The organism is Terrabacter sp. R4-6 (genome assembly GCF_057529065.1).
Genome location: NZ_CP197224.1, coordinates 1,183,292 through 1,198,629 on the forward strand (window position 1 = coordinate 1,183,292; position 15,338 = coordinate 1,198,629).

Here is a 15,338-nt window from a genome sequence, read left to right on the forward strand (position 1 = left end):
TGCGCAGGGACGCGGAAGGGCCCGCACCGCCGAAGCGGAACGGGCCCTACCGGAACTGCAGGTGAAGCTGGTGCTGCAGGTGCAGCGTCAGATCACTTGATGATCTTCGTGACGCGACCGGCGCCGACCGTGCGGCCACCCTCACGGATGGCGAACTTGAGGCCGTCCTCCATGGCGATCGGCTGGATGAGCTCGACCGTCATGTCGGTGTTGTCGCCGGGCATGACCATCTCGGTGCCCTCGGGCAGGTGCACGACACCCGTCACATCCGTCGTACGGAAGTAGAACTGCGGACGGTAGTTGTCGTAGAACGGCGTGTGACGGCCGCCCTCGTCCTTCGAGAGGATGTAGACCTGAGCCTCGAAGTCCGTGTGCGGGGTGATCGAGCCCGGCTTGCAGATGACCTGCCCGCGCTCGACGTCCTCGCGCTTCGTGCCACGAAGGAGCAGACCGACGTTCTCGCCGGCGCGACCCTCGTCGAGGAGCTTGCGGAACATCTCGACGCCCGTGACGGTCGTCTTGGCCGGCGGACCGGTGTGGATGCCGACGATCTCGATCTCCTCGTTGACCTTGAGGATGCCGCGCTCGATACGACCGGTGACGACGGTGCCACGACCGGTGATCGTGAAGACGTCCTCGACGGGCATGAGGAACGGCTTGTCGACGTCGCGCTCGGGCTCCGGGATGGAGTTGTCGACGGCGTCCATGAGGTCGAGGACCGACTGGCCCCACTTCTCGTCGCCCTCGAGCGCCTTGAGCGCCGAGACCTGCACGACCGGAAGGTCGTCGCCCGGGAACTCGTACTGCGACAGGAGCTCACGGACCTCCATCTCGACGAGCTCGAGGATCTCCTCGTCGTCGACCATGTCGGCCTTGTTGAGCGCCACGACGATGTAGGGGACGCCGACCTGGCGGGCCAGGAGGACGTGCTCCTTCGTCTGCGGCATGGGGCCGTCGGTGGCGGCGACCACGAGGATCGCGCCGTCCATCTGAGCCGCACCCGTGATCATGTTCTTCACGTAGTCAGCGTGGCCCGGGCAGTCGACGTGGGCGTAGTGACGACCCTCCGTCTGGTACTCGATGTGCGCGATCGAGATCGTGATACCGCGCTGGCGCTCCTCGGGAGCCTTGTCGATGTCCTCGAACGCGAACTGGGGGTTCAGGTCGGGGTACTTGTCGTGCAGAACCTTGGAAATCGCAGCCGTCAGCGTCGTCTTGCCGTGGTCAATGTGACCGATGGTGCCGATGTTGACGTGCGGCTTGGTCCGCTCGAACTTTGCCTTCGCCACTGTGGTCCTCCTCAGGACTATCTCGTGTTACGCCGTACGACCAGGGCAGGACGTGGCGCTGTTGGGGTGGTTTCCGATGGAAGAGACTACGGGATGTCCCGCAGTCACTCCCCGCGGGTCTTCTTGATGATCTCCTCGGCAACGGCCTTGGGGACCTCTGCGTAGGAGTCGAACTCCATGGAGAAGCTCGCGCGACCCTGCGTCTTGGAGCGCAGGTCGCCGACGTAGCCGAACATCTCGGACAGCGGGACGAGGCCCTTGACGACCTTGGCGCCGCTGATGTCCTCCATGCCCTGGATCTGGCCACGGCGGGAGTTGATGTCGCCGATGACCTCGCCCATGTAGTCCTCGGGCGTACGGACCTCGACGGCCATCATCGGCTCGAGCAGGACCGGGTCAGCCTTGCGGATGGCCTCCTTGAGGACCATCGAGCCGGCGATCTTGAACGCCATCTCCGAGGAGTCGACGTCGTGGTACGCGCCGTCGTTGAGCGTCGCCTTGATGCCCACGAGCGGGTAGCCGGCGAGCACGCCGTACTGCATCGCGTCCTGGATACCGGCGTCGACCGACGGGATGTACTCACGCGGCACGCGACCACCGGTGACACCGTTGACGAACTCGTACATCGAGCCGTCCTCGGTCTCGCCCAGCGGCTCGAAGCTGACCTGGACCTTGGCGAACTGGCCCGAGCCACCGGTCTGCTTCTTGTGCGTGTAGTCGTACTTGAGGACGGGACGACGGATCGTCTCGCGGTAGGCCACCTGCGGCTTGCCGACGTTGGCCTCGACCTTGAACTCGCGCTTCATGCGGTCGACGAGGATGTCGAGGTGCAGCTCGCCCATGCCGGCGATGATCGTCTGGCCGGTGTCCTCGTCGTGGTGGACCTGGAAGGTCGGGTCCTCGGCCGAGAGCTTCTGGATGGCCGTGCCGAGCTTCTCCTGGTCGCCCTTCGTCTTGGGCTCGATGGCGACCTGGATCACCGGGTCGGGGAAGGTCATCGACTCGAGCACGATCTGGTCGTTGATGTCCGACAGGGTGTCACCGGTCGTCGTGTCCTTGAGGCCGATGGCCGCGTAGATGTGGCCGGCCATGGCCTCCTCGACGGGGTTCTCCTTGTTGGCGTGCATCTGGAAGAGCTTCCCGATGCGCTCCTTGCGGCCCTTGGTCGAGTTGATGACGCTCGTGCCCGAGCTGATGTGGCCCGAGTAGACGCGGATGAAGGTCAGCGTGCCGAAGAACGGGTGCGTGGCGACCTTGAAGGCGAGGGCCGAGAACGGCGCCTCGGTGCTCGGAGCACGCGTCAGCTCGACCTCCTCGTTGCCCGGCTTGTGGCCGATCATCGGGGGCACGTCGAGCGGCGACGGGAGGTAGTCGACGACGGCGTCGAGCATCGGCTGCACACCGCGGTTCTTGAACGCGGAGCCACAGAACACCGGGTAGACCTCGGAGTTCACGGTGAGCTTGCGGATGCCGGCCTTGAGCTCGTCCTCGGTCAGCTCCTCGCCACCGAGGTACTTCTCCATGAGGTCGTCGTCCGCCTCGGCGACACGCTCGACGAGAGCCATGCGGTACTCCTCGGCCTTCGCCTGGAGGTCGGCCGGGATCTCGGCGATCTCGTACTTCGCCCCCATCGTCACGTCGCCCTTGGCGTCGCCGGGCCACACGAGGGCACGCATGTAGATGAGGTCGATGACACCGAGGAAGTCGTTCTCGGCACCGATCGGCAGCTGCATGACGAGCGGCTCCGCACCGAGGCGGTCCTTGATCGTCTGCACGGTGAAGTAGAAGTCGGCGCCGAGCTTGTCCATCTTGTTGACGAAGCAGATGCGGGGGACGTCGTACTTGTCCGCCTGGCGCCACACCGTCTCGGACTGCGGCTCGACACCCTCCTTGCCGTCGAACACCGCGACGGCACCGTCGAGGACGCGCAGCGAGCGCTCGACCTCGACCGTGAAGTCGACGTGCCCGGGGGTGTCGATGATGTTGACCTGGGTGCCTTCCCAGAAGGAGGTCACGGCGGCAGACGTGATCGTGATGCCGCGCTCCTTCTCCTGCTCCATCCAGTCGGTCGTCGACGCACCGTCGTGGGTCTCACCGATCTTGTGGTTGACACCGGTGTAGAAGAGGATGCGCTCCGTCACCGTGGTCTTGCCAGCGTCGATGTGCGCCATGATGCCGATGTTGCGGACCTTCTTGAGGTCCGTCAGGACGTCGAGTGCCACGTCAGGTTTCTCGTCTCATTCGTCGTGGAGTGAAAATCGTGGGCGCCGTGGGCCGCGTCGTGCGACGGGCGGGCGCGTGCCCGGCGGTATGCCGTGGAGCGAGCTCCCCGGCATACCGACCGGACCGCTGGGTCACCAGCGGTAGTGCGCGAAGGCCTTGTTGGACTCGGCCATCTTGTGCGTGTCCTCGCGGCGCTTGACAGCGGCACCGAGGCCGTTGCTCGCGTCGAGGATCTCGTTCATGAGGCGCTCGGTCATCGTCTTCTCGCGACGCTGCCGCGAGTAGCCGACGAGCCAGCGCAGGGCGAGCGTGGTCGAGCGGTTCGGCTTGACCTCGATCGGCACCTGGTAGGTCGCGCCACCGACGCGACGGCTCTTGACCTCCATGGCCGGCTTGACGTTGTCGAGCGCACGCTTGAGCGTGGCGACGGGGTCGGTGCCGGTCTTCTGGCGGCAGCCCTCGAGGGCGCCGTAGACGATCATCTCGGCGATCGACTTCTTGCCGTCGAGGAGGATCTTGTTGACGAGCTGCGTGACGAGCGGGCTCTGGTAGACCGGGTCGACGACGAGCGGGCGCTTCGGAGCGGGTCCCTTACGAGGCATCAGCTCTTCTCCTTCTTCGCGCCGTAACGGCTACGAGCCTGCTTGCGGTTCTTGACACCCTGGGTGTCGAGCGTGCCGCGGACGATCTTGTAACGCACACCCGGGAGGTCCTTCACACGACCACCGCGCACGAGCACGATCGAGTGCTCCTGCAGGTTGTGGCCGACGCCGGGGATGTAGGCCGTGACCTCGATGCCCGAGCTGAGGCGCACGCGGGCGACCTTGCGGAGGGCAGAGTTCGGCTTCTTGGGGGTGGTGGTGTACACGCGGGTGCACACACCGCGGCGCTGGGGCGAGCCCTTGAGCGCCGGGGTCTTGGCCTTGCTGGCCTTGTCCTGGCGGCCCTTGCGGACCAGCTGGTTGATGGTAGGCAACCTGGTTACTCCATAACGTTGCTCGTGGTCAGTCGTCCTGGCGGACGGCTCCTTGACTGTTCGGCCCCTCGACCCCCGAGGTCGGGTGTGTCGGAACCGGTACTTCCCCCTGCACTCCCCTGCTTCGCGGCTGCCGGGAGGCAGTCGGTGGGAAGGGTTGCCCGGCGAAAGGTGTGCTCTGGACCGCAGTGATGTCACGTCCGCGGTGAGCGGGCGGACAGGGCACCGAGGCCGTCATCGCGCATGCCTGAGAGCGTGCCTCAGACACAGTGTTCAAGCGTACCGGGGCGCGGCACGCCGACCAAATCGGTTAGACCGGGCCCCATGGGGCCGATGCGGTATGCCGTCCGGCGGGCACCCCGTTCGGCCCACCGCGGCGGGTGGCCGGCTCGGGAGAGCCGGGGTCTCCGGGGGCCTTGGAACGGGACCGGGACCGGTCAGCCCAGGCGCCAGTCACCGGCATACATGTGCAGCACGGGCACGCCGAGCGTCTCGCGGGCCCGCGAGGCCCAGTCGGTGTGGAAGGTGTCCTCGACCGCGTGCGGCTCGGTGACGACGACGACCTCGCGGGCGCCGAGACGGGCCACCTCCTCGACGAGCGTCGGCATGGGGTCGTCGGACGTGATCTCGCCGGTCGCGACGACGTCGTGGCTCTCGAACTCGGCCAGCGTCGTCGACAGCGCGGTGCCGGCGTCGGCGTGCGCCTCGCCCCGGTCGACGGGACGCAGGGACTCGAGGGCCTCCCGCATCTCGAAGAGGCTGAGGTGGTTGAGGAAGGAGCTGAGCAGGTTGCGCTCGGTGTCGGCGGGGACGAGGACACGGTAGGTCGGCGCGTCGTCCTCGTGCAGCCCGATGATCTTGTCGACGTCGACCGGCTTGAGGGCCTCCTCGGTGAGCACGATGATCGTCGGCGCCGGACCGCTGTCGGCCTCCTCGGCGTCGCGGTCCGTCGGCTCGTCGGTGGGCTCGGCGGCAGGCGCGCCGGCGGAGGGCTCGGCCGGCGTGTGGTCGGCGGGCTCGGGCGCGTTCGGCACGTCGGCCGTGGGCTCGGTCATGCTGACCACCCTACCGAGGCAGCGGGTCCCGCGGGTCAGCGGTTGGTCATGCGCCAGCGCGCGAGGAGCACCCCGAGACGGTCCTCGACCGGCCGCGGCGAGGTGGCGGAGTACGTGCTCATCATGACGAAGACGTAGCGACGGCCGTCGGCGCCCGAGACGTAGCCCGCGAGCGACGTGACGCCGGTCAGCGTCCCGTTCTTCGCGCGCAGGTTGCCGGCGGCCGCGGTGCCCCGCATGCGGCTGGCCAGGGTGCCACCGGTCCACCGGACCGGGTCGGTTCCCGCGACCGGCAGCGCGGCGCGGAAGGTGGGCCACCACGAGGTGCGCTGGAGCTTGTCGAGCAGGGTCGCGAGCTGGTTGGGGGTCAGGCGGTCGGCGCGGGCCAGTCCCGAACCGTCGACGAACCGCAGGCCTGCGGTGGGGATGCCGACGCGGGCTGCGTAGTCGCGCAACACCGTGGTGCCCTCGGCCCAGCTGCCGGGACGGCCCGACCGGGACCCGAGCGTCTTCGTGATGGCCTCGGCGTGGCCGTTGTTGCTCAGCTTGAGGAACGGCACGAGCAGCTGCCCCAAGGTCATCGACGTGTGGCGTGCGAGCAGCGCCCGGGAGGACGGCGTCGTGCCGCGCACCGCGGTCCCGTCGACACGGATGCCTGCCGCGACGAGCCGGGCGCGCAGGGCCCGGGCGGTCATGAGGGCCGGGTCGTTCACCGTCACCCACTTCCTGGCCGCCGAGTGCTTGAGCGGCACCTGACCGGTGACGGTCAGCGTGTTCGTCCCCGAGGCCCTGGTGACCGCGATCGTCGTCGTGGACCCCGTGGCGGAGGTGCGCGCCCTGCTGACGAGTCGCACGTGCGAGGCCGCGGACGCCGGCGTCACCGTGAGCCGGGGTGCGCTGGAGGTGCTCGTGCCGGGCGTCGGGGTGACGATGACGGTGCCCGCGTCGTAGTCGGTGTCGGGCGCCAGCGTCAGGGCCGACACCTGCGCGGCGTAGTAGCTCGACGCGTACGACGTGGACCAGTAGGGGTTGTAGCGCACCTCGTCGAAGGCGGAGGCGTCGGCGACGACGTCACCCGTGACCCGGGTGACGCCCTTGGCCCGCAGTGCGCTCACCAGCGATGTCAGGTCGCGCTCGAGCAGTGTCGGGTCGCCCGTGCCCTTGAGGTAGAGGCGCCCGGGGACCACTCCCCCGACGGGGGCGGAGGCTGCGTAGACGTCGGTGCGCCACCGGTAGCCGCTGCCGAGGTGGTACATCGCGGCCGCGGCGGTGAACGTCTTCTGCGTCGACGCCGGGGCGAGCGGGGTGTTGGCGTAGCGGACGTAGACGGGCACGCGGGTGGACGCGTCGGCGACGACGACCCCGACGTGCGCCGTCGAGGCCGTGACGCTCGGGTCGGTCATGAGCCGGCCCACCTCGCGGCGCAGGGCGGCGTCCCGCGAGGAGTAGACCGTGGCCCCGGAGCCCGGTGGGGCCGTGGCCACGAGCGCCGCGACGGCCAGCATGGCCACCGCGACGAGGAAGGGCCAGCGCACGGGGCGGTGGCGCGGGCCACGCGAGCCGCGCACGACCTTGAGCGAGCGAGGAGCACCGAGCATGACGACCTCCCGGGGTGTCGCCGGCCGACCCTGGCGCCGCCGGACTGTCACCGTTCCCCGGAGACTAGTCCGATTTGTCCGTTTCAGGCGCGTTGAGACGAGACGTCCGTCCCCGGACGCGCCGAGGGCCGGCTCCCCGGTCGGGGAGCCGGCCCAGCGGCATACGTGGTGGTCGTCGCCCCCCCCGCTCACGCGGCGGACGGGACCGGTCAGAACTGGTCGAGACCGAGAGCCTCGTCGTCGAGACGGATGGCCTCGCCGGTGCCCGAACCGAAGCCTGCGTAGTCGTAGGCGTCGTAGTTCGGCAGCGAGTACATCGCGGCCTTGGCTTCCTCGGTGGGCTCGACCTTGACGTTCCGGTAGCGGGGCAGGCCCGTGCCGGCAGGGATGAGCTTTCCGAGGATGACGTTCTCCTTGAGGCCGAGCAGCGGGTCGGACTTGGCCTCCATGGCGGCCTGCGTGAGCACGCGGGTCGTCTCCTGGAAGGACGCGGCCGACAGCCACGACTCGGTCGCGAGCGAGGCCTTGGTGATGCCCATGAGCTCGGGACGACCGGCAGCCGGGCGGCCACCTTCGGCCATGACCTTGCGGTTCTCCTCCTCGAAGCGACCACGCTCGGCGAGCTCGCCGGGCAGCAGGTCGGCGTCGCCGGCCTCGATGATCGTCACGCGACGCAGCATCTGTCGGACGATGACCTCGATGTGCTTGTCGTGGATCGACACACCCTGCTGACGGTAGACCCGCTGCACCTCGTCGACGAGGTGCTTCTGGGCGGCACGCGGGCCGAGGATGCGAAGGACCTGCTTGGGGTCGATCGCGCCCTGGACGAGCTTGTCACCCACGGTCACGTGGTCACCGTCGGCGACGAGCAGGCGCGAACGCTTGCTCACCGGGTAGGCGTGCTGCTCGGAGCCGTCGTCGGGCGTCAGCAGGACGCGACGCGCCTTGTCGGTGTCCTCGATCTCGACGCGGCCGGTGGCCTCGGCGATCGGGGCGACACCCTTGGGCGTACGCGCCTCGAAGAGCTCGACGACACGCGGCAGACCCTGGGTGATGTCGTCGGCCGCGGCCGCACCACCGGTGTGGAAGGTACGCATCGTCAGCTGCGTGCCGGGCTCACCGATCGACTGGGCCGCGATGATGCCGACGGCCTCGCCGATGTCGACGAGCTTGCCCGTCGCGAGCGACCGGCCGTAGCAGGCCGCACAGGTGCCGACCTTGCTGTCGCAGGTGAGGACCGAACGGATCCGGACCTCGTCGACACCGGCCGCGTAGAGCGCGTCGATGACGACGTCACCGAGGTCGATGCCAGCCACCGCGAGCGTCTGGCCGTCGACGACGACGTCCTCGGCCAGGGTGCGGGCGTAGACCGAGGCCTCGACGACCTCGCTCGGCGCACGCGTGCCCGTGGTCTCGTTGACCTGGGCGATCGGCAGCTTGAGGCCACGCTCGGTGCCGCAGTCGTCCTCACGGATGATGACGTCCTGCGACACGTCGACGAGACGACGCGTGAGGTAGCCGGAGTCGGCGGTACGCAGCGCCGTGTCGGCCAGACCCTTACGGGCACCGTGCGTCGAGATGAAGAACTCGAGCACCGTGAGGCCCTCACGGAAGTTCGCCTTGATCGGGCGCGGGATGATCTCGCCCTTCGGGTTGGCCATGAGGCCACGCATACCGGCGATCTGACGGATCTGGAACCAGTTACCACCAGCACCCGAGGACACCATCCGGTAGATGGGGTTCGTGCGCGGGAAGTTGGTCTCCATCTCCTTGGCGACCTGGTTGGACGCCTGCGTCCAGATCTCGACGAGCTCCTGACGACGCTCGTCGTCGGTGATGAGACCGCGCTCGTACTGCGTCTGGACCTTGGCGGCCTTCGTCTCGTAGCCCTCGAGGATCGCCGTCTTGTTGTCCGGCGTCGTGACGTCGGAGATGGCGACGGTGCAGCCCGAGCGGGTCGACCAGTGGAAACCGGCCTCCTTCAGGGCGTCGAGGGACGCGGCGACCTGGACCTTGGAGTAGCGCTCCGCGAGGTCGTTGACGATCGCCGAGAGACGCTTGCGGTCGACCGGACGGTTCTCGAACGGGTAGTCGAGCGGCAGCGTGTCGTTGAAGATCGCGCGGCCGAGCGTCGTCTCGAGCGTGATGCTCTTGACGATGCCGTCCTCGCCGGCCTCGACACCCTCGGGCAGCTCGAAGCCGGCCGGGGGCACCGCGTCCGTCAGGCGCAGCTTGATCGCCGAGCCGAGCAGGATCTCGCCACGGTCGAAGGCCATGCGGGCCTCCGAGGGGGACGAGAACGCGCGACCCGCACCGATGCCGCCACCGTCGACCGCGTCGGTCAGGTGGTAGATGCCGGTGATCATGTCCTGGGTCGGCATGGTCACGGGACGACCGTCAGCCGGCTTGAGGATGTTGTTGCTCGACAGCATGAGGATGCGGGCCTCGGCCTGCGCCTCTGCCGACAGCGGCACGTGGACGGCCATCTGGTCACCATCGAAGTCGGCGTTGAAGGCCGAGCAGACGAGCGGGTGGATCTGGATGGCCTTGCCCTCGACGAGCTGCGGCTCGAACGCCTGGATGCCGAGACGGTGCAGCGTGGGTGCACGGTTGAGCAGCACCGGGTGCTCCGTGATGACCTCTTCGAGGACGTCCCACACGACCGGGCGGGCACGCTCGACCATGCGCTTGGCCGACTTGATGTTCTGCGCGTGGTCGAGGTCGACCAGGCGCTTCATCACGAACGGCTTGAACAGCTCGAGCGCCATCTGCTTGGGCAGACCGCACTGGTGCAGCTTCAGCTGCGGGCCGACGACGATGACCGAGCGGCCGGAGTAGTCGACGCGCTTGCCGAGCAGGTTCTGGCGGAAACGACCCTGCTTGCCCTTGAGCATGTCGGACAGCGACTTGAGCGGACGGTTGCCGGGACCCGTGACCGGGCGACCACGACGGCCGTTGTCGAAGAGGCTGTCGACGGCCTCCTGGAGCATGCGCTTCTCGTTGTTGACGATGATCTCGGGGGCACCGAGGTCGAGGAGGCGCTTCAGGCGGTTGTTGCGGTTGATGACGCGACGGTAGAGGTCGTTGAGGTCCGAGGTGGCGAAGCGGCCACCGTCGAGCTGCACCATCGGGCGCAGGTCCGGCGGGATGACCGGGATCGCGTCGAGGACCATGCCCGACGGGTGGTTCGTCGTCATCTGGAAAGCGTTGACGACCTTGAGGCGCTTGATGGCGCGGGTCTTCTTCTGGCCCTTGCCGGTGGCGATGATCTCCTGGAGGAGATCCGCCTCGGCGTCGAGGTCGAAGGACTCGAGGCGCTTCTGGATCGCCGCGGCGCCCATGCCGCCCTCGAAGTACAGACCGAAGCGGTCACGCATCTCGCGGTAGAGGATCTCGTCGCCCTCGAGGTCCTGGACCTTGAGGTTCTTGAAGCGGTCCCAGACCTGCTCGAGGCGCTCGACCAGCTGGTCGGCACGCTTGCGGATGTTGTTCATCTCGCGCTCGGCCTGGTCGCGGACCTTGCGCTTCGCGTCGGCCTTGGCACCCTCGGCCTCGAGCTCGGCGACGTTGCGCTCGAGCAGCTGCGCGCGCGACTCGACGTCGGCGTCGCGGCGGTTCTCGATCTCCTTCTTCTCGACCTGGATCTGCGCCTCGAGCGACGGCAGGTCAGCGTGACGCTGGTCCTCGTCGACGGACGTGATCATGTAGGCCGCGAAGTAGATGACCTTCTCGAGGTCCTTCGGGGCGAGGTCGAGCAGGTAGCCGAGGCGGCTCGGGACACCCTTGAAGTACCAGATGTGGGTGACGGGGGCGGCGAGCTCGATGTGGCCCATCCGCTCACGGCGCACCTTGGCGCGCGTGACCTCGACGCCACAGCGCTCACAGATGATGCCCTTGAAGCGGACACGCTTGTACTTGCCGCAGTTGCACTCCCAGTCCCGGGTGGGGCCGAAGATGCGCTCGCAGAACAGGCCCTCCTTCTCGGGCTTGAGCGTGCGGTAGTTGATGGTCTCGGGCTTCTTGACCTCGCCGTGGCTCCACTGGCGGATGGATTCCGCGGTGGCGAGGCCGATGCGCAGCTCGTCGAAGAAGTTGACGTCGAGCACGTGGTTCCTTCTCTCGTAACTCTCGTTAAGTCTTTGGTCTGAGTGGTGTTCGTTGACGAGGGGGCGTATGCCGCCGAGCGGGCTCAGCGGCATACGCACCGCTTGTCGTTAGGTGGCCTTCTCAGACCTCTTCGACGCTGGACGGCTCACGCCGGCTCAGGTCGATACCGAGCTCCTCCGCCGCGCGGAAGACCTCCTCGTCGGACTCCTTCATCTCGATCGTCGTGCCGTCGGAGCTCAGGACCTCGACGTTGAGACACAGGGACTGCATCTCCTTGAGGAGGACCTTGAACGACTCCGGGATGCCCGAGTCGGGGATGTTCTCGCCCTTGACGATGGCCTCGTAGACCTTCACGCGACCGGGAACGTCGTCCGACTTGATCGTCAGCAGCTCCTGGAGCGTGTAGGCGGCGCCGTACGCCTCGAGGGCCCAGACCTCCATCTCACCGAAGCGCTGGCCACCGAACTGGGCCTTACCGCCGAGCGGCTGCTGGGTGATCATGGAGTACGGACCCGTCGAACGAGCGTGGATCTTGTCGTCGACGAGGTGGTGGAGCTTGAGGATGTACATGTAGCCGACGGCGACGGGCTCCGGGAACGGCTCGCCGGAGCGGCCGTCGAAGAGGCGCGTCTTGCCCGAGGCGTCGATGAGGCGGACCCCGTCGCGCGTCTTGAGCGTCGAGTCGAGCAGACCCGTGACGACGTCCTCGGAGGCACCGTCGAAGACCGGCGTCGCCACGCGCGTGCCCGCAGGGGCCTCGTGCGCGTCGGGCGCGATCTCCTTGGCCCACTCCGGGCTGCCCTCGATCTTCCAGCCGCGCGAGGCGGCCCAGCCGAGGTGCAGCTCGAGGATCTGGCCGAGGTTCATTCGACGGGGAACACCGTGCGGGTTGAGCACGACGTCGACCGGCGTGCCGTCCTCGAGGAAGGGCATGTCCTCGACCGGGAGGATCTTGGAGATGACACCCTTGTTGCCGTGGCGGCCGGCGAGCTTGTCACCGTCGGTGATCTTGCGCTTGTTGGCCACGTAGACGCGGACGAGCTGGTTGACGCCGGGCGGCAGGTCGTCGCCCAGGTCGGCACGGAACTCCTTGACGCCGATGACCGTGCCGGTCTCGCCGTGGGGAACCTTGAGCGAGGTGTCGCGGACCTCACGGGCCTTCTCACCGAAGATGGCGCGCAGCAGGCGCTCCTCCGGCGTCAGCTCGGTCTCGCCCTTGGGCGTGACCTTGCCGACGAGCAGGTCGCCGTCGCGGACCTCGGCGCCGACGCGGATGATGCCGCGCTCGTCGAGGTCGGCGAGGACCTCCTCGGAGACGTTCGGGATGTCCCGGGTGATCTCCTCGGGGCCGAGCTTCGTGTCGCGGGCGTCGACCTCGTGCTCCTCGATGTGGATCGAGGAGAGGACGTCGTCCTGGACGAGACGCTGGCTGAGGATGATCGCGTCCTCGTAGTTGTGGCCCTCCCACGACATGAACGCCACGAGCAGGTTGCGCCCGAGCGCCATCTCGCCGCCGTCGGTCGCGGGACCGTCGGCGATGACGCCACCGGCCTCGAGACGGTCGCCCTCGTTGACGACGACGACCTGGTTGTAGCTCGTGCCCTGGTTGGAGCGCGCGAACTTGGCGATGCGGTAGGTCTGGTACGTGCCGTCGTCGTTGGCGACGGTGACGAGGTCGGCCGACACCTCCTGGACGACACCGGCCTTCTCGGCACGGACGACGTCGCCCGAGTCGAGGGCGGCGCGGAACTCCATGCCGGTACCGACGATCGGCGCCTCGCTCTTGACGAGCGGGACGGCCTGACGCTGCATGTTGGCGCCCATGAGCGCGCGGTTGGCGTCGTCGTGCTCGAGGAACGGGATCATCGCGGTCGCGGCCGAGACCATCTGGCGCGGCGAGACGTCCATGTAGTCGACCTCGTCGCCGGGGACGAGCTCGACCTCTCCACCCTTGGTGCGCACGAGCACGCGGTCCTCGGTGAAGTTGTTCTGCTTGTCGAGCGGCGCGTTGGCCTGCGCGACGACGTAGCGGTCCTCCTCGTCGGCGGACAGGTAGTCGACGTCGTCGGTCACGTGACCGCCGGTCACCTTGCGGTACGGCGTCTCGATGAAGCCGAACGCGTTGATGCGACCGTAGGACGCGAGCGAGCCGATGAGGCCGATGTTCGGGCCTTCCGGCGTCTCGATCGGGCACATGCGGCCGTAGTGCGACGGGTGGACGTCACGGACCTCCATCTGGGCGCGGTCACGGGAGATACCACCCGGGCCGAGCGCGGACAGGCGACGCTTGTGCGTCAGACCCGCGAGCGGGTTGTTCTGGTCCATGAACTGCGAGAGCTGCGAGGTGCCGAAGAACTCCTTGATCGACGCCACCACGGGGCGGATGTTGATCAGGGTCTGCGGGGTGATCGCCTCGACGTCCTGCGTCGTCATGCGCTCGCGGACGACGCGCTCCATGCGCGACAGACCGGTGCGGACCTGGTTCTGGATGAGCTCGCCGACCGAGCGGAGACGACGGTTGCCGAAGTGGTCGATGTCGTCGACCTCGACGCGGACGTCGATCTCCTCGCCGTTCTTGACGCCCTTCATCGAGTCCTGGCCGTCGTGCAGCGTGACGATGAACTTGATCGTCTTGACGATGTCGTCGATCGACAGGGTCGAGTCGTTGATCGAGGCGTCGAGACCGAGCTTCTTGTTCACCTTGTAGCGGCCGACCTTGGCGAGGTCGTAGCGCTTGCCGTTGAAGTAGAGGTTGTCGAGCAGCGTCTGCGCGGCCTCCTTCGTCGGCGGCTCGCCCGGGCGCAGCTTGCGGTAGATGTCGAGCAGCGCGTCGTCCTGGCCCTGGGTGTGGTCCTTCTCCAGGGTGAGGCGCATCGACTCGAACTCGCCGAACTCCTCGAGGATCTGGGCCTCGGTCCAGCCGAGGGCCTTGAGGAGGACCGTGACCGACTGCTTGCGCTTGCGGTCGACGCGGACGCCGACCATGTCGCGCTTGTCGATCTCGAACTCGAGCCAGGCGCCGCGGCTCGGGATGATCTTGGCCGTGTAGATGTCCTTGTCGGACGTCTTGTCGGGCGTGCGCTCGAAGTAGACGCCCGGGCTGCGGACGAGCTGCGAGACGACGACACGCTCGGTGCCGTTGATGATGAAGGTGCCGCGCTCGGTCATGAGCGGGAAGTCGCCCATGAAGACCGTCTGGCTCTTGATCTCACCCGTCTGGGCGTTCATGAACTCGGCGGTGACGAAGAGCGGTGCGTCGTACGTCTGGTCGCGCTCCTTGCACGACTCGATCGTCTTGCGGGTCTCCTCGAAGCGGTGGTCGCGGAACGACAGCGACATCGAGCCGCTGAAGTCCTCGATCGGGGAGATCTCCTCGAAGATCTCCTCGAGCCCGGACCGGTCCGGGACGTCGGTGCGTCCCTCGGCCTTGGCCGCGGCGACGCGAGCCTGCCAGCGCTCGTTGCCGAGCAGCCAGTCGAAGCTCTCCGTCTGAAGCGCCAGGAGGTCGGGGACCTCGAGTGGTTCGCGAATCTTCGCGAAGGACAGACGCCCCGAAGGGGTCTGTGCGGTGGACATGTTCGTCGCAGTACGCGAGGCAGCCAAGGAGGGTCCTTCCACGGGCCTTTTTCGAATCTTCAGATCCGCGTTGCCGCATGGCTCCGCTCGCGGGTCCCGAGGTCATACCGATGCCGGATGGCATGGTGATTGGCCTGACCGAGGTCGCGAAGGGTGGGCATGGGCAGCGCAAAGGCTTAGCCTACCGGTAAAGGGCAGGAGTGTCCAGCCGGGTCAAGAGGCGGAGATCGTCTGACGAGGCGCCCACCCGGTCTGGAACGACCGAGCGCCCTCGACGTGACCTGCCACGCCCCCCGGACCGGGAGCTCGCGATGCGAACGCGACGAATATGGCCCTCCGCGGCCCCGACGTCAAGACCCCCGTCCTTGCAGGCGCGTCGCGACACGCCGCCGGACACGGTCCACGACCCCGCTGACCTGCACGAACACGCCGGGATGCGGCGTCGGTCAGGACCGTCGGGAGGGCCCCCGCCCTAGCATGGAGCACGCCAGAGATCCGTTGACGTCTCCTTCCG

8 protein-coding genes are annotated in these 15,338 nt (G+C 67.8%); all 8 read right to left on the reverse strand.

Translation table 11 applies throughout. The features are described 5' to 3' along the window. Positions 1 to 92: 92 nt before the first annotated feature. Positions 93 to 1,289, reverse strand: coding sequence for an elongation factor Tu (tuf, locus tag ACSSS0_RS05570; RefSeq protein WP_020143252.1), 1,197 nt, complete (start codon positions 1,287 to 1,289; stop codon positions 93 to 95). Between the two features lie 104 nt (positions 1,290 to 1,393). Beyond that, the gene (gene fusA, locus ACSSS0_RS05575; RefSeq protein ID WP_435984941.1) at positions 1,394 to 3,511 is read right to left on the reverse strand and encodes an elongation factor G; all 2,118 of its coding nucleotides are present in this window, start codon (positions 3,509 to 3,511) and stop codon (positions 1,394 to 1,396) included. Between the two features lie 132 nt (positions 3,512 to 3,643). Continuing rightward, complete coding sequence (gene rpsG / locus ACSSS0_RS05580) at positions 3,644 to 4,114, reverse strand: 30S ribosomal protein S7 (protein WP_056752779.1); 471 nt, start codon at positions 4,112 to 4,114, stop codon at positions 3,644 to 3,646. After that, entirely contained in the window at positions 4,114 to 4,488 is a 375-nt protein-coding gene (rpsL, locus tag ACSSS0_RS05585) for a 30S ribosomal protein S12 (RefSeq protein WP_020143255.1), read from the reverse strand. The genes rpsG and rpsL overlap by 1 nt, the downstream gene beginning before the upstream one ends. A 437-nt stretch (positions 4,489 to 4,925) precedes the next feature. Next, positions 4,926 to 5,543: a hypothetical protein gene (locus ACSSS0_RS05590; protein WP_487230340.1), complete on the reverse strand. Its 618-nt coding sequence runs from the start codon at positions 5,541 to 5,543 to the stop codon at positions 4,926 to 4,928. A 35-nt stretch (positions 5,544 to 5,578) separates the two neighbouring features. Continuing rightward, positions 5,579 to 7,141, reverse strand: a complete 1,563-nt coding sequence (gene dacB / locus ACSSS0_RS05595; RefSeq protein WP_487230341.1) for a D-alanyl-D-alanine carboxypeptidase/D-alanyl-D-alanine endopeptidase — start codon at positions 7,139 to 7,141, stop codon at positions 5,579 to 5,581. A 209-nt stretch (positions 7,142 to 7,350) separates the two neighbouring features. Beyond that, entirely contained in the window at positions 7,351 to 11,247 is a 3,897-nt protein-coding gene (locus ACSSS0_RS05600) for a DNA-directed RNA polymerase subunit beta' (RefSeq protein WP_435984938.1), read from the reverse strand. 121 nt (positions 11,248 to 11,368) lie between these two features. After that, positions 11,369 to 14,851: a DNA-directed RNA polymerase subunit beta gene (rpoB, locus tag ACSSS0_RS05605; protein WP_435984937.1), complete on the reverse strand. Its 3,483-nt coding sequence runs from the start codon at positions 14,849 to 14,851 to the stop codon at positions 11,369 to 11,371. Positions 14,852 to 15,338 lie beyond the last annotated feature (487 nt).

Bases quoted from the DNA above. Each gene is read 5' to 3' on its own strand.
- rpsG (WP_056752779.1), bottom strand. From the start codon at position 4,114: ATGCCTCGTAAGGGACCCGCTCCGAAGCGCCCGCTCGTCGTCGACCCG.
- ACSSS0_RS05590 (WP_487230340.1), bottom strand. From the start codon at position 5,543: ATGACCGAGCCCACGGCCGACGTGCCGAACGCGCCCGAGCCCGCCGAC.
- dacB (WP_487230341.1), bottom strand. From the start codon at position 7,141: ATGCTCGGTGCTCCTCGCTCGCTCAAGGTCGTGCGCGGCTCGCGTGGC.